Here is a 15342-nt window from a genome sequence, read left to right as displayed (position 1 = left end):
TTGTTAAGAATGAAGAAGAAACTGTGAAGCGTATTTAGGGAATTTCTTTTCTGTTACTAATAAAAACTGCTGGATTAACACGTAGTCGTCACTTATATGCTGTGTCAATAACTCATACCACCATTCTGTTTCATACCTTGCAATCATCCCAACGTTGTACAAAATTAAATAATGAATTGTCATTTCGGGAAGTCTCAGAAATTGCTCCCTTTGAGAAGGGATGTAATATTGGTTCTTTTCCTTGTCAAACAATAAGCTGGTCGACGTCCATGGCTCCTTGTCTTGCGGTGAAATTTCAAACAGCAGCCCGTGTTCATTTTTCTTTGCGAAAGACCATTGAAAATGGTGGGACATATATTCAGCAAACCTTGAATCAGACATTTTATAGTCGATGACTACTTCCTCTGGTACAAATATTTTGTTCTTATCCTTCTCAACTTTTGTCATAAAATGTTCTTTCTGCTGAAAGTAGAAAATATCACTTAGTTCTGGAATCCCCATTAACAATTTTTTCATGGTATACCGTTCATCTACTACATCTGATTGTCCGAATAAATGTTTCATAAAATGTACGCATAGCCCGTTCCGTTGTATTTTCACTTCATCGTCGCTAAAACAATAATTTTGTTTCTTTCGTTTTCTTGTTGTTACGCCATGTGCCAGTACTGATGTATGGCTTGGATAATGGGGATCACGTGTTATTAGACATGCTTTGATAAGTTGTGCCATTCCATAAAATAAAAGGATCGGTTTGATTTCTAATGGGGAATATGCAGCTTGTTTATAAAACGATTCGGCATGCTTTAAGAAATAAATAAACCGTTCACTGTTTTTAAAAGAGTTTTTTTTCGCATCATCAATACCGTTTGAGACATAAACCTTTTCTAGAAATTTCTGGGTTGATTCAACGGAGTAAAATAGCGCTAAGTCTTTCCACTCATGATATGTCATGTGTATTTCTTAATCCTTTCCGTTATCTAAATATTTCAACTCTTTCTCGCTTCCTTGACATGCTCTTGGCTAGTTGATAATCTACATATAATATTTTGCCGAAAAGAGGGGGATTTACTAATGTGGGAAAGTAAATTTTCAAAAGAAGGCTTAACGTTCGACGATGTGCTGCTTGTGCCAGCAAAATCCGAGGTACTTCCGCGTGATGTGGATTTATCTGTAGAACTTACAAAAACGTTAAAGCTAAATATTCCTGTCATCAGCGCAGGTATGGACACTGTAACAGAATCAGCAATGGCAATTGCAATGGCAAGACAGGGCGGCTTGGGCATCATTCACAAAAATATGTCCATTGAACAGCAGGCTGAACAAGTTGATAAAGTAAAGCGTTCTGAGCGCGGCGTTATCACAAATCCCTTCTTTTTAACTCCTGATCACCAAGTATTTGATGCGGAGCATTTGATGGGGAAATACAGAATTTCCGGTGTTCCGATTGTAAATAACGAAGAAGACCAGAAGCTTGTTGGAATTATTACAAACCGTGACCTTCGCTTTATTTCTGACTACTCAATGAAAATCAGCGATGTCATGACAAAAGAAGAGCTTGTTACTGCATCTGTAGGAACTACTCTGGATGAAGCTGAAAAGATTTTGCAGAAACATAAAATTGAAAAGCTTCCTCTCGTAGATGACCAGAACAAATTAAAAGGTCTTATCACAATTAAAGATATTGAAAAAGTCATTGAGTTCCCGAACTCATCTAAAGACATTCACGGCCGTCTGATCGTTGGTGCGGCAGTTGGCGTAACTGGTGATACAATGACTCGCGTCAAAAAGCTTGTTGAAGCCAATGTTGATGTGATTGTTATCGATACAGCTCACGGACATTCTCAAGGCGTTTTAAACACAGTCACAAAAATCCGTGAAACGTATCCTGAATTAAATATTATCGCTGGTAACGTGGCAACTGCTGAAGCAACAAGAGCGCTTATCGAGGCTGGAGCAGACGTTGTCAAAGTTGGAATCGGACCTGGTTCAATTTGTACTACACGTGTTGTAGCTGGTGTCGGTGTTCCGCAAATTACAGCAATTTATGATTGTGCGACTGAAGCAAGAAAACACGGCAAAACAATCATCGCTGACGGCGGGATTAAATTCTCTGGCGATATCACTAAAGCGTTGGCAGCCGGCGGACATGCTGTTATGCTCGGAAGCTTGCTTGCAGGCACATCGGAAAGCCCAGGCGAAACTGAAATCTACCAAGGCAGAAGATTTAAAGTATACCGCGGAATGGGATCAGTTGCTGCAATGGAAAAAGGAAGTAAGGACCGTTACTTCCAAGAAGAAAACAAAAAATTTGTGCCTGAAGGAATTGAAGGACGCACACCTTACAAAGGACCAGTTGAAGAAACTGTTTATCAGCTAGTTGGAGGCCTTCGTTCCGGTATGGGATATTGCGGATCTAAAGATCTTCGTGCGCTAAGAGAAGAAGCTCAGTTCATTCGCATGACTGGAGCAGGACTTCGCGAAAGCCATCCGCATGACGTACAGATTACAAAAGAATCACCTAACTATACAATTTCATAATAAATTGTTACAAATTAAAAACATTTGACAGGGTCTCTGACTCTGTCTATTTTTTTTATACTGATTATGATAAAATTTATACTGTTGTGCATTGAAAATGTCCTTAACGGCTTAATTATAGATGAAGAAAATGAAATACGGAGGTCGTACGATTGAACATCAAGAAATGTAAACAGCTACTGATGTCATTGGTTGTGTTAACCCTAGCTGTCACGTGTCTGGCTCCAATGTCAAAAGCAAAAGCAGCCAGCGATCCAATTGATATCAATGCATCTGCTGCTATTATGATCGAAGCTTCTTCAGGTAAAATTCTGTACAGTAAAAATGCAGATAAGAGACTGCCAATTGCGAGTATGACAAAAATGATGACAGAATATCTGTTATTAGAAGCAATTGATCAAGGTAAAGTGAAATGGGACCAAACCTATACGCCTGATGACTATGTGTATGAAATTTCCCAAGATAACAGCTTATCAAACGTTCCTCTTCGGAAAGACGGGAAATACACAGTAAAAGAATTATATCAAGCTACAGCAATTTATTCTGCAAATGCTGCTGCTATTGCGATTGCAGAAATCGTTGCCGGTTCTGAAACTAAGTTTGTTGAAAAAATGAATGCAAAAGCAAAAGAACTAGGCTTAACAGATTACAAATTTGTTAATGCAACAGGTCTTGAGAATAAAGACCTTCACGGGCATCAGCCTGAGGGGACAAGCGTAAATGAAGAGAGTGAAGTTTCTGCAAAGGATATGGCGATTCTTGCGGATCACTTAATTACTGACTACCCTGAGATTCTGGAGACTTCCAGTATCGCCAAAACGAAATTCAGAGAAGGCACCGATGATGAAATGGACATGCCGAACTGGAACTTTATGCTGAAGGGGCTTGTCAGCGAGTATAAAAAAGCGACTGTAGACGGACTGAAAACAGGTTCTACTGACTCTGCAGGTTCATGCTTTACAGGAACAGCTGAACGCAACGGTATGCGTGTCATCACTGTTGTATTAAACGCAAAGGGCAACCTTCATACAGGCCGTTTCGATGAAACGAAAAAAATGTTTGATTATGCTTTCGACAATTTCTCCATGAAAGAAATTTATGCTAAAGGCGATCAAGTAAAAGGCCATAAAACAATTTCAGTTGATAAGGGTAAAGAGAAAGAAGTAGGCATTGTGACAAACAAGGCGTTCTCTCTTCCTGTCAAAAATGGTGAAGAAAAGAATTACAAAGCGAAGGTCACATTGAATAAAGACAACTTAACTGCTCCTGTGAAAAAAGGAACCAAGGTTGGGAAGCTGACTGCGGAATACACAGGTGATGAAAAGGACTACGGATTCCTTAACAGCGATCTGGCTGGCGTAGACCTTGTGACAAAAGAAAATGTAGAAAAAGCAAACTGGTTTGTTCTGACAATGCGCAGTATCGGCGGATTTTTCGCCGGCATTTGGGGAAGTATTGTTGATACGGTAACCGGCTGGTTTTAATCAATTGAAAGAGCTCTGATGGATGTTAGGGCTCTTTCGCTTAATATACTGAAAAAACCCAATTTTTAATAAAAAATGATTTTCAAAGCGCCAAAAACCGAATAAAATAATATATATCCATATGAAATATTGGATTTCTAGGATACAATAAGGATTAGAAATCATATAACTATACCTTGATTAGGGGGACCAAGAAATGGCTCAAACAGGTACTGAACGTGTAAAACGCGGAATGGCAGAAATGCAAAAAGGCGGCGTCATCATGGACGTCATTAATGCGGAACAAGCGAAAATTGCTGAAGAAGCTGGAGCTGTCGCTGTAATGGCGCTAGAACGTGTGCCGGCTGATATTCGTGCGGCTGGAGGAGTTGCCCGTATGGCTGACCCTACAATCGTGGAAGAAGTAATGAATGCAGTATCTATCCCGGTAATGGCAAAAGCGCGTATCGGTCATATTGTTGAAGCGCGTGTGCTTGAAGCTATGGGTGTTGACTATATTGATGAAAGTGAAGTTCTGACTCCGGCTGACGAAGAATTTCATTTAAATAAAAATGAATACACAGTTCCTTTTGTTTGTGGCTGCCGTGATCTTGGTGAAGCAACACGCCGTATTGCGGAAGGCGCTTCTATGCTTCGTACTAAAGGTGAGCCTGGAACGGGTAATATTGTTGAGGCTGTTCGCCATATGCGCAAAGTTAACGCTCAAGTACGCAAAGTAGTTGCGATGAGTGAGGATGAACTTATGACAGAAGCGAAAAACTTAGGTGCTCCTTACGAGCTTCTTCTTCAAATTAAAAAAGACGGCAAGCTTCCTGTCGTTAACTTTGCCGCTGGCGGCGTTGCAACTCCAGCTGATGCTGCTCTCATGATGCAGCTTGGTGCTGATGGAGTATTTGTTGGTTCTGGTATTTTCAAATCAGATAACCCTGCTAAATTTGCGAAAGCAATTGTGGAAGCAACAACTCACTTCACTGATTACAAATTGATCGCTGAGCTGTCAAAAGAGCTCGGTACTGCAATGAAAGGGATTGAAATCTCAAACTTACTTCCAGAACAGCGTATGCAAGAACGCGGCTGGTAAGAATATAGGAGTGCTGCTGACATGTTAACAATAGGTGTACTAGGACTTCAAGGAGCAGTTAGAGAGCACATCCATGCGATTGAAGCATGCGGAGCCGCTGGTCTTGTCGTAAAACGTCCGGAGCAGCTGAACGAAATTGACGGGTTGATTTTGCCGGGCGGTGAGAGCACGACGATGCGCCGTTTGATCGATACGTATCAATTCATGGACCCGCTTCGTGAATTCGCTGCTCAGGGTAAGCCGATGTTTGGAACATGTGCCGGATTAATTATATTAGCAAAAGAAATTGCTGGTTCAGATAATCCTCATTTAGGCCTTTTGAATGTGGTTGTAGAACGCAATTCATTTGGCCGGCAGGTTGACAGCTTTGAAGCGGATTTAACAATTAAAGGCTTGGATGAGCCTTTTACTGGGGTATTCATCCGTGCGCCGCATATTTTAGAAGCTGGTGAAAATGTTGAAGTTCTATCGGAGCATAATGGCCGTATTGTAGCCGCGAAACAGGGGCAATTCCTTGGCTGCTCATTCCATCCGGAACTGACGGAAGATCACCGAGTGACACAACTGTTTGTTCAAATGGTTGAGGAATACAAACAGAAGGCACTTGTATAAAACAGTTGAAAGCTGTGGAAACTTATAGTACATTATAAGCACAAATAAAGATCGAAAAGCGTTGATAGGAACTAGTAGGGAGCCTCTCTTTCTAAGAGAGCCGATGGTTGGTGCGAATCGGTGAAAGATGCTGTCTGAATCCATCCTTGAGCGAAATGCTGAAACAAGTAGGCATTTACGGGATAACCGTTATGTGTGAAAGTGGAAAACGAGTCATTGATTTGTTTTCAATCAGGGTGGCAACGCGAGAGCTCTCGTCCCTTTATGGGGATGAGGGCTCTTTTTATTTTCGACAAATTAATAAAAGGAGTGTTTCGCATGCTTGATACGAAAATGCTGAGAGCAAATTTTCAAGAGATTAAAGCGAAGCTTGTTCACAAAGGCGAAGACTTAACTGATTTTGATAAGTTTGAGGCGTTAGATGACAGACGAAGAGAGCTTATCGGCAAGGTTGAAGAGTTAAAAGGAAAACGGAATGAAGTGTCTCAGCAGGTTGCTGTGCTGAAACGTGAGAAAAAAGACGCGGACCACATTATTAAAGAAATGCGTGAAGTCGGCGAAGAAATTAAAAAACTTGATGAAGAATTAAGAACAGTGGAAGCTGAGCTTGATACAATTCTTCTTTCCATCCCGAATATTCCGCATGAGTCTGTACCTGTCGGTGAAACAGAAGACGACAACATAGAAGTGCGTAAATGGGGTGAAAAACCTTCATTTGCTTACGAGCCAAAGCCGCACTGGGATATTGCGGATGAGCTGGGTATTCTGGATTTCGAACGTGCTGCCAAAGTAACAGGAAGCCGTTTCGTATTCTATAAAGGGTTAGGTGCTCGTTTGGAGCGCGCGCTTTATAACTTTATGCTTGATCTGCATGTGGATGAGTATAACTATACTGAAGTGATCCCGCCATATATGGTAAACCGTGCGAGCATGACGGGAACGGGGCAGCTTCCTAAATTTGAAGAGGATGCATTTAAAATCAGGGAGGAAGATTACTTCTTAATTCCGACTGCAGAAGTGCCGATTACAAACATGCATCGCGATGAAATCCTTTCAGGTGACAGCCTGCCGATCAATTACGCGGCATTCAGTGCTTGCTTCCGTTCTGAAGCAGGTTCAGCAGGACGTGACACACGCGGATTAATTCGTCAGCACCAATTTAATAAAGTTGAGCTTGTGAAGTTTGTGAAGCCTGAGGATTCCTATGAGGAATTAGAGAAGCTTACAAACCAAGCAGAACGGGTTCTTCAGCTGCTTGAGCTTCCATACCGCGTCATGAGCATGTGTACGGGTGACTTGGGCTTTACGGCTGCGAAAAAATACGATATCGAAGTTTGGATTCCGAGCCAAGACACATACCGAGAAATCTCTTCTTGCAGTAACTTCGAAGCGTTCCAGGCAAGACGTGCGAACATTCGTTTTAGACGTGAAGCGAAAGGCAAGCCTGAGCATGTACACACACTGAACGGTTCAGGACTGGCGGTTGGAAGAACAGTTGCCGCTATCTTAGAAAATTATCAGCAGGAAGACGGAAGCGTTGTGATTCCGAAGGTGCTTCGTCCTTATATGGGGAATAGAGAAGTAATGAAACCATAAATGAATTAAAGGCGTGCCTAACAAGGTGCGCCTTTTTGCTTATAAAAACACGACATTTTCATAAAAACAAAAAAAGTTTTTAAAAATGCTTGACCACATGAGAACATACATGATATAGTAAGTCTTGTCGATACGGAGGAATACCCAAGTCCGGCTGAAGGGATCGGTCTTGAAAACCGACAGGGGTGTCAAAGCCCGCGGGGGTTCGAATCCCTCTTCCTCCGCCATATTGATTTTAATTCTAATGAAACACAAGCATATATTGGAGATTGTTTTGTCCGTTGCATTCGGTGCGACGGATTTTTTATTATAATGAAAAAGTGAATCTCGACTGAGATTCACTTTTTTTGATTATCATGAATAACTGAAGCAATTTGATCTACAATATTTTCAATCGAGTTTTCGTCGTTCAGCAGATCATAATCTTCAATGCGAAGTTTTAAAACAGGGCAGGCGTTAAAACCGCTTATCCAGTTTTCATAGCGTGTATGCATTTCTTCCCAATAAGATCGGCTAGTCTGAAGCTCCATCTCACGGCCGCGTTGTTCAATCCGGTTTAAAATATTCTCCAGATCTCCTTCTAAATAGATCAACACATCTGGGTGCGGGAAATACGGGGTCATTACCATTGCTTCGAAAAGGCTTGTGTAAGTCTTATAATCAACCTTTGACATTGTCCCTTTATCTGCATGCATTTTTGCGAAAATCCCTGTATCTTCATAAATCGAACGATCCTGTACAAATCCTCCGCCGGTTTCAAAAATCGTTTTCTGTTCTTTGAAGCGTTCAGCTAAGAAATAAATTTGAAGGTGAAAGCTCCAACGTTCAAAATCATGATAGAACTTTTCCAAGTATGGATTATGATCGACTTCCTCCAAAGATGTTTTAAATCCAAGCCGTTTAGCTAAAGTTTTGGTTAAAGTCGATTTTCCTACACCTACTGTTCCTGCTACTGTAATAATTGAATTCTTAGGGATATGATGTTCCTTCATACGATAAGCTCCTTTACATGGGCGGCAATGCGTTCAAAGTCGCTCTTATTCAAAACGAAATCCTTTGAATCGCCATCTACGGTTATCACTGTAAGGTCAGGATCTGCTTCCTGCAGCTGCTTGATGGCGACTTCATAATCTGAAATCAGCTGCTCCAAATAGCTTGTTTCAATTTTTTTCTCAAAGGGACGCCCGCGTTTTTCAATGCGGTGTAGCAATGTAGGCAGACTGGCCTTTATGTAAATGATGAAATTCGGCTTCGGCAGATCATCCGTTAGCAGGTGATAGATCTTTTTGTACTTTTCCAGCTGATGTTGAGACAGGGTGCGTTCCGCAAAAATCACATTTTTATAAATATGATAATCAGCTATCACAGGCTGTCCCTTTTTTAAAAAGTGATCACTGGTGTCTTCAAGCTGTTTGTATCTGTGACAAAGAAAAAACATCTCGAGCTGGAAGCTCCATTCCTCTATATTGTCATAAAACTTATCAAGGTACGGGTTATCCTCTACAATCTCATTGATCATAGGGAATCCGAACTCTTGTGAGAGCATCGTTGCGAGGGTTGTTTTTCCTGCCCCGATAGGACCTTCTATTGCAATAAAAGGCGCTGTATTCATCGGAATCCTCCTTATATCTGAAAAACGTGCGTCAGTTACCGACCTTCATATTGTATCACAACCCTTGGGTGCCCCCATGAAAAAAAGACGTTTCCAATTTATCGAAACGTCAATTTGACAACATTAAATTGATCAGACAGCAGCAGCCAGTTTTGTGGGAAGGAAAGACCCAGCTTCCAATAGCTGATGCCTCTTAAATTCAGTTCTTTAATCAGATTGAATTTTGCTTGGATTGAGCGGGCATCCTCAAACCATACCTCATGCCTTCTGTTTTCTGCACCAGTATAGCGGAAGAAAGGAGCTTGAGCGGTTTGGTCATACTGAATGGAAGCATTGTTCTGATCAGCTATGACAATGGCTTGCTGGGGGCTTACTGCTTTTGCTGGAGTTCCCCCTGCTTTATATGGCAGTGTCCAGTCATATCCATATAAATTCTGGCCCATGACGATTTTGTTCGCTGGCATTTCAGTCAAAGCATATTCTATGACATCCCGGACAGGCCCAATTGGAGAAACTGCTTGAGCCGGCCCGCCGCTATAGCCCCATTCATATGTCATGAGAACAACAAAGTCGACAATTTCGCCATGTGCCCTGTAATCATGAGCTTCATACCATCTGCCCTGCTGTGTTGCACTTGTTTTAGGAGCTAGAGCCGTGGAAATTCCTAAGCCTTCTCGATGGAAAAGATCCCTCGCTTCGCGCAGAAATTGATTATAGGCTTCTCTATCCTCGGGCCGCAAATATTCAAAGTCGAAATGAATGTCACGGAAGCCATACCTTCTGGCGTTCTCGACTATTTCATTTAGAAGCCTTCTTTTTACAGTTTCGTCGTTCAAAAGGATCCGTCCGAGCTCATCGCTAAATGCCTGGTTTTCTAAGTTCGTTATAATCATCATCAATGTTGTATTTTGACTTTCTGTAATGCTCCTTAAATTCGTTAAAGGCGGTGCGACTAATGTTCCGTTACGCTGTGCCTGGAAACTGAATGCACCCAAGTACGTTAAGTAGGGCGACGCTTCTCTGGCCGCCTGCTGGAGATTTTCGCTGACTTGATTTCCGCGTGGCTCCAAATAAGCATTTGATTCGATATCCCGTTTAGGAGCTGGAGGGATGTATAAACGGAAACCAATCTGAAGCACGGTATTTAATTGGATGCGGTTAACCCTGGCGAGCTCGGCTGCTGTTGTATTGAACTGCCGGGCGATGGATGTCAGGGTATCACCTCGCTTCACATCATAGAACTGGCCGGCAATTGGAATGACGATGGTTTGTCCGACAACAAGGCTGTCGGGATTCGGTATTTCATTCGTTTCTGCGATCTCACTTACGGTTGTTCTGTGTTGTGAAGCGATAGCAGAAAGAGTGTCGCCTTGTTTTACTACATAAATTTGAATGAAAAACGCCTCCTTTCATATCGCTATCAATGTATGAAAGAAAAGCGCTGTTCATGTTTATTTTTCTGTAATTTGTTTTTCCGTCGTAATTTCTGCGAAAAGAACATTCTCCATCATAGTCAAGGCGAATTCATTATCCTCGTCACTGTTTGAGGCGATGCAGTCCTTAGGAATTGTGATGCTGTATTCCCTCATGTAAGCGTCATTAGCGGTAAACAGCACACATATATTTCCGGCTATACCTGTTATGATGATTTGTCTCACCTGCAATTCAGTAAGAAGAGTATGAAGTGCAGTTTCGTAAAAAGCGGAATGTTTAGGTTTGATTAAAAAATAATCAGCATCTTCCGGAGCTATCTTTGTGATGATATCCTTGCTTTTTTCATTTGTACATTCTTGCTGAATATTTTTAATATCAGCTTGCCATAGTCCATAATGATCGTTGATGTAAATAATCGGCCATTCATTTTGTCTCGCGTGCTCCTTTAATGATAAAATATGAGGAACGATTTTTTCTGTTTTTTTAGCGAGGGTTTCTCCCATATCGAATTCAAAATTATTGATCATGTCTACAATGAGAAGGGCTGTGTCTGCTTTGGACAATCGACAGTCTCCTTTCCGTTTCAGTTATAGTTAATATGTAGCCTTTTTAGGCAATGAAAAAACTTTGAAAAGAGAGCTTATTCTAATGAAACAAGATGAACTTTATATGAAAGAAGCAATTAAAGAAGCGAAAAAGGCTGGAGAGAAAGGTGAAGTGCCAATAGGCGCGGTGCTTGTCGTTAATGATGAAATTATAGCGCGTGCACATAATTTAAGAGAGACGGAGCAGCGATCGATCGCTCATGCAGAAATGCTCGTGATTGATGAAGCGTGTAAGGCATTGGGAACATGGCGGCTGGAAGGGGCGACTCTTTATGTGACGCTCGAGCCTTGTCCGATGTGTGCTGGTGCCGTTGTGCTTTCACGAGTGGAAAAAGTGGTATTTGGCGCATTCGATCCGAAAGGAGGTTGTTCAGGTACGTTAATGAATCTTCTTCAGGAGGAACGCTTTAATCATCAGGCTGAAGTGGTGAGCGGTGTGCTTGAGGAAGAATGCGGCGGAATGCTCAGTGCGTTTTTCAGAGAACTAAGAAAAAAGAAGAAAGCTGCCAGGAAAAACTTGTCTGAATAGTACGGTTGCAATTTTTAGGGGAAACAGATATACTTAAGTGTGCATCGTAATAGATGCAACATAAAATTTGATATTTATTTTGCCGTGCTAAGCGGGGAGGTAGCGGTGCCCTGTACCTGCAATCCGCTCTAGCAGGGCCGAATCCCTTCTCGAGGTTCGTTTACTTTAAGGCCTGCCTTAAGTAAGTGGTGTTGACGCTTGGGTCCTGCGCAATGGGAATTCATGAACCATGTCAGGTCCGGAAGGAAGCAGCATTAAGTGAAACCTCTCATGTGCCGCAGGGTTGCCTGGGCCGAGCTAACTGCTTAAGTAACGCTTAGGGTAGCGAATCGACAGAAGGTGCACGGTAAATCAATCATCAAATTTTCAGACTCACCTAAGATTAGGTGAGTCTTTTGTTATGTAAAAAGAGCTTTTGGAATCGAAACAAGGTTCATGTATAATGGGAATGATGAATAACGGAGGAGGGCAAACCCGTGAGTTACCAAGCTTTATATCGAGTATTCAGGCCTCAGCGCTTTGAAGATGTGGTCGGACAAGAACACATTACAAAAACGCTGCAAAATGCCCTTTTGCAAAAAAAGTTTTCTCACGCCTATCTGTTTTCCGGGCCTAGAGGAACCGGAAAAACCAGTGCAGCCAAAATATTTGCCAAGGCTGTTAACTGTGAACATGCTCCTGTTGATGAGCCATGCAACGAATGTGCGGCCTGTAAAGGGATAACAAACGGGTCGATATCCGATGTCATAGAAATTGATGCCGCTTCTAATAACGGTGTTGATGAGATTCGTGATATTCGCGATAAAGTGAAGTTTGCCCCATCGGCTGTCACGTATAAGGTATATATCATAGATGAGGTGCATATGCTTTCTATCGGCGCCTTTAATGCATTACTAAAAACATTAGAAGAGCCGCCGGAACATTGTATTTTCATTCTAGCAACAACTGAACCGCACAAAATTCCTTTAACCATTATCTCCAGATGTCAGCGTTTTGACTTTAAACGAATTACCTCCCAAGCGATTGTAGGGCGCATGAATAAAATTGTTGATGCCGAACAGCTGCAAGTGGAGGAAGGATCGCTGGATATTATTGCGAGTGTTGCGGACGGAGGGATGAGGGATGCCCTGAGCCTTCTTGATCAGGCCGTATCATTCAGCGGTGATGTCCTGAAAGTCGAGGATGCGCTTTTGATTACGGGTGCTGTTTCTCAATTGTATATCGGGAAGCTTGCGCAATCCTTGCATGATAAAAATGTTTCTGACGCACTGGAAACATTAAATGAATTGCTGCAGCAAGGGAAAGATCCAGCTAATCTGATAGAAGATATGATTTTCTATTTCAGGGATATGCTGCTGTATAAAACAGCTCCTGGCTTAGAGGGAGTGCTTGAAAAAGTAAAAGTCGATGAAACGTTCCGGGTACTAAGTGAACAAATTCCGGCTCAGGCCATATATGAAATGATTGATATTCTGAACAAGAGCCATCAGGAAATGAAATGGACAAATCATCCGCGTATCTTTTTCGAAGTGGCCGTGGTGAAGATTTGCCAAACCTCACATCAATCTGCTGCTGACCTCCCGGAAGTGGACATGCTGATGAAAAAAATTCAGCAACTTGAACAGGAAGTAGAGCGGCTTAAAACAACGGGCATAAAAGCGGCTGCGGAAAGCCCCAAAAAAGAAACGCCGCGTGTGCCAAAGGGCGGGAAATCCAATTACAAAGCGCCAGTAGGCAGAATCCATGAAATTTTGAAAGAAGCCACAAGACCTGATCTTGATCTGCTTAGAAACAGCTGGGGCAAGCTTCTTGCACATCTCAAACAGCAAAACAAAGTATCACATGCCGCTTTGCTGAATGACAGTGAACCTGTGGCTGCCGCCTCCGCGGCATTTGTCCTGAAATTCAAATATGAAATTCATTGTAAAATGGTCGCTGAGGATAACAACGGAGTCCGAACTAATCTTGAGCAGATTTTAGAATCGATGCTCGGAAAAAGAATGGATTTGATTGGCGTTCCAGAAGCACAATGGGGTAAAATAAGAGAAGAATTTTTAGAAGATCATCAGCAGGAAAATGAAGGATCAAATGAACCGGCTGAAGAAGACCCGCTTATTGCCGAAGCGAAAAAGCTTGTCGGAGCGGATTTAATTGAAATAAAAGACTAACAAAATGAAAGAGAGTGAATGCTATGCGTGGCGGAATGGGTAATATGCAAAAAATGATGAAACAAATGCAAAAAATGCAAAAGGACATGGCGAAGGCTCAAGAAGAGCTTGCAGAAAAGGTTGTTGAAGGATCTGCAGGCGGCGGTATGGTAACAGTAAAAGCAAACGGCCAAAAAGAAATCCTGGATGTTATCATCAAAGAAGAAGTCGTTGATCCGGAAGATATTGATATGCTTCAAGATTTAGTGCTTGCTGCAACGAATGAAGCTTTGAAAAAAGTTGACGAAATCACAAACGAAACAATGGGTCAATTTACAAAAGGAATGAACATGCCAGGTTTATTCTAGGGGGATAAAAGAACATGCAATATCCTGAACCAATATCAAAGCTGATAGACAGCTTTATGAAATTGCCAGGGATCGGACCGAAAACAGCGGTTCGTCTGGCTTTTTTTGTTCTAGGTATGAAAGAAGATGTGGTATTAGATTTTGCGAAAGCATTAGTAAATGCGAAACGCAATCTGACATATTGTTCAGTTTGCGGGCATATTACAGATCAGGACCCTTGCTATATATGTGAAGATACGCGCAGGGATAAATCTGTTATCTGTGTTGTGCAAGACCCTAAGGATGTTATCGCTATGGAGAAAATGAAGGAATACAATGGACAGTATCACGTTCTTCACGGCGCTATTTCTCCAATGGACGGCATCGGACCGGAGGATATTAAAATACCAGAATTGTTAAAACGATTACAGGATGATCAAGTGACAGAAGTGATTCTCGCGACAAACCCTAATATAGAAGGGGAAGCAACGGCGATGTATATATCAAGGCTCCTCAAGCCGTCTGGTATTAAGCTCTCCCGTATTGCCCACGGACTGCCCGTCGGCGGTGATTTGGAATATGCTGATGAGGTCACTCTTTCTAAAGCACTTGAAGGAAGACGTGAATTGTAAGGAGGAAAAAGCGATCCATGGGTTTTCTTCGCAAGAAAACATTGAGAAGAGAGTTTGATGAAAAACTAATCGAGCAGCTTTTTAAGCAAAAGGAAGAGTGGAACAGGCAGAAGAAGCTGGTCGAAAAAAGCTTAGAACCGTCTGCTGAAGTGTTATACGAACTGAAAGTAGCTGAAGCGAAGTATTTTTTTTACTTAAGGGAAGCGAAGCAGCGAAATTTAAAAATCAGCCGGTGGAAGTAAGTGGTCTAAACTCCTGGATCTTCTCATAAGCTTGTACTAGAACAAGCGAAGGAGATGAGAAGATTCATGGAGCCTATTTTTATTGTTGGAGTTATTTTGGGACTGGTTATTCTTCTTTTTTTATCAGGTTCAGCTGCGAAGCCTTTAAAGTGGATTGGCATCACAGCTGTTAAATTTGTAGCGGGTGCTTTGCTGCTGGTTTGTGTAAATATGTTTGGCGGCAGTCTTGGCATTCATGTGCCGATTAATCTAGCCACAACAGCTATCAGCGGGATTTTAGGAATACCGGGAATAGCTGCGTTAGTTGTCATTAAGCAATTTATAATTTAATTGATATTATATATTGACTTCGATAAGTAAAGGTGTTATTCTAATATACGTCGCTGATGACGAACAGCTTTTTCGAAAAGGAAATAATAAAAAGTTGTTGACAGTAGTGACGATAAATGTTATGATAATAAAGTCGCTTAAAGAGCGGTGGAT

The 15342-nt window shown here is 41.8% G+C and carries 16 protein-coding genes, 1 tRNA gene, 1 other RNA gene and 1 other annotated feature; of the genes, 13 read left to right on the top strand and 5 right to left on the bottom strand.

Annotation, left to right across the window (positions count from 1 at the left end):
- Window positions 1–3: 3 nt before the first annotated feature.
- A complete protein-coding gene (locus ACQXR1_RS21995) occupies window positions 4–951 on the bottom strand; it encodes a YaaC family protein (protein WP_430772864.1) in 948 nt (315 codons plus the stop codon).
- A gap of 120 nt (window positions 952–1071) precedes the next feature.
- On the opposite strand from ACQXR1_RS21995, the gene guaB reads away from it, so the two are divergent.
- From guaB to ACQXR1_RS21965, 6 genes are all read left to right on the top strand, one after another.
- Window positions 1072–2538 (top strand): IMP dehydrogenase, encoded by a 1467-nt coding sequence (gene guaB / locus ACQXR1_RS21990; protein ID WP_003226803.1) that lies wholly within the window; start codon window positions 1072–1074, stop codon window positions 2536–2538.
- Window positions 2539–2690: 152 nt separating this feature from the next.
- Window positions 2691–4022: a D-alanyl-D-alanine carboxypeptidase gene (gene dacA / locus ACQXR1_RS21985; protein WP_040081107.1), complete on the top strand. Its 1332-nt coding sequence runs from the start codon at window positions 2691–2693 to the stop codon at window positions 4020–4022.
- 196 nt (window positions 4023–4218) lie between these two features.
- Window positions 4219–5103, top strand: coding sequence for a pyridoxal 5'-phosphate synthase lyase subunit PdxS (gene pdxS, locus ACQXR1_RS21980; RefSeq protein ID WP_003247145.1), 885 nt, complete (start codon window positions 4219–4221; stop codon window positions 5101–5103).
- 21 nt (window positions 5104–5124) lie between these two features.
- Entirely contained in the window at window positions 5125–5715 is a 591-nt protein-coding gene (gene pdxT, locus ACQXR1_RS21975) for a pyridoxal 5'-phosphate synthase glutaminase subunit PdxT (RefSeq protein WP_069840452.1), read from the top strand.
- Window positions 5716–5767: 52 nt separating this feature from the next.
- Window positions 5768–5980, top strand: a binding site (T-box leader).
- A 53-nt stretch (window positions 5981–6033) separates the two neighbouring features.
- Window positions 6034–7311: a serine--tRNA ligase gene (gene serS / locus ACQXR1_RS21970; RefSeq protein WP_014662462.1), complete on the top strand. Its 1278-nt coding sequence runs from the start codon at window positions 6034–6036 to the stop codon at window positions 7309–7311.
- Window positions 7312–7445: 134 nt separating this feature from the next.
- Window positions 7446–7538 (top strand) — tRNA-Ser (locus tag ACQXR1_RS21965).
- Between the two features lie 111 nt (window positions 7539–7649).
- Here ACQXR1_RS21965 and dck read toward each other — a convergent pair.
- From dck to ACQXR1_RS21945, 4 genes are all read right to left on the bottom strand, one after another.
- On the bottom strand, window positions 7650–8303 hold the full coding sequence (gene dck / locus ACQXR1_RS21960) for a deoxyadenosine/deoxycytidine kinase (RefSeq protein WP_430772863.1): 654 nt from the start codon (window positions 8301–8303) through the stop codon (window positions 7650–7652).
- Window positions 8300–8923 carry a deoxyguanosine kinase gene (gene dgk, locus ACQXR1_RS21955; RefSeq protein ID WP_304593088.1) on the bottom strand — a complete coding sequence of 208 codons (624 nt, stop codon included), beginning with the start codon at window positions 8921–8923 and terminating at the stop codon, window positions 8300–8302. The genes dck and dgk overlap by 4 nt, the downstream gene beginning before the upstream one ends.
- 98 nt (window positions 8924–9021) lie before the next feature.
- Complete coding sequence (locus ACQXR1_RS21950) at window positions 9022–10311, bottom strand: LysM peptidoglycan-binding domain-containing protein (RefSeq protein ID WP_430772865.1); 1290 nt, start codon at window positions 10309–10311, stop codon at window positions 9022–9024.
- 63 nt (window positions 10312–10374) lie between these two features.
- The gene (locus tag ACQXR1_RS21945) at window positions 10375–10920 is read right to left on the bottom strand and encodes an isochorismatase family cysteine hydrolase (RefSeq protein WP_304593087.1); all 546 of its coding nucleotides are present in this window, start codon (window positions 10918–10920) and stop codon (window positions 10375–10377) included.
- 85 nt (window positions 10921–11005) lie between these two features.
- Between ACQXR1_RS21945 and tadA the strand changes: the two genes are divergently transcribed.
- From tadA to bofA, 7 genes are all read left to right on the top strand, one after another.
- Window positions 11006–11491, top strand: coding sequence for a tRNA adenosine(34) deaminase TadA (gene tadA, locus ACQXR1_RS21940; protein ID WP_071582186.1), 486 nt, complete (start codon window positions 11006–11008; stop codon window positions 11489–11491).
- Window positions 11492–11573: 82 nt separating this feature from the next.
- Window positions 11574–11838, top strand: an RNA gene (gene ffs, locus ACQXR1_RS21935) — signal recognition particle sRNA large type.
- A 129-nt stretch (window positions 11839–11967) separates the two neighbouring features.
- The gene (gene dnaX / locus ACQXR1_RS21930) at window positions 11968–13659 is read left to right on the top strand and encodes a DNA polymerase III subunit gamma/tau (protein ID WP_430772862.1); all 1692 of its coding nucleotides are present in this window, start codon (window positions 11968–11970) and stop codon (window positions 13657–13659) included.
- 23 nt (window positions 13660–13682) lie between these two features.
- On the top strand, window positions 13683–14006 hold the full coding sequence (locus ACQXR1_RS21925) for a YbaB/EbfC family nucleoid-associated protein (protein ID WP_071582187.1): 324 nt from the start codon (window positions 13683–13685) through the stop codon (window positions 14004–14006).
- 14 nt (window positions 14007–14020) lie between these two features.
- Entirely contained in the window at window positions 14021–14617 is a 597-nt protein-coding gene (gene recR / locus ACQXR1_RS21920) for a recombination protein RecR (RefSeq protein ID WP_003225425.1), read from the top strand.
- Window positions 14618–14634: 17 nt separating this feature from the next.
- Entirely contained in the window at window positions 14635–14859 is a 225-nt protein-coding gene (locus tag ACQXR1_RS21915; RefSeq protein WP_014112283.1) for a YaaL family protein, read from the top strand.
- A 66-nt stretch (window positions 14860–14925) separates the two neighbouring features.
- Window positions 14926–15189, top strand: a complete 264-nt coding sequence (gene bofA, locus ACQXR1_RS21910; protein WP_040081093.1) for a sigma-K factor-processing regulator BofA — start codon at window positions 14926–14928, stop codon at window positions 15187–15189.
- Window positions 15190–15342: the final 153 nt, after the last annotated feature.

This window comes from Bacillus sp. ATD, from assembly GCF_050585765.1.
In the GTDB taxonomy this organism is placed as follows: Bacteria; Bacillota; Bacilli; order Bacillales; family Bacillaceae; genus Bacillus; species Bacillus stercoris.
Note: the sequence above shows the minus strand (reverse complement) of the source record. Positions and strands in the feature narration are given on the sequence as shown.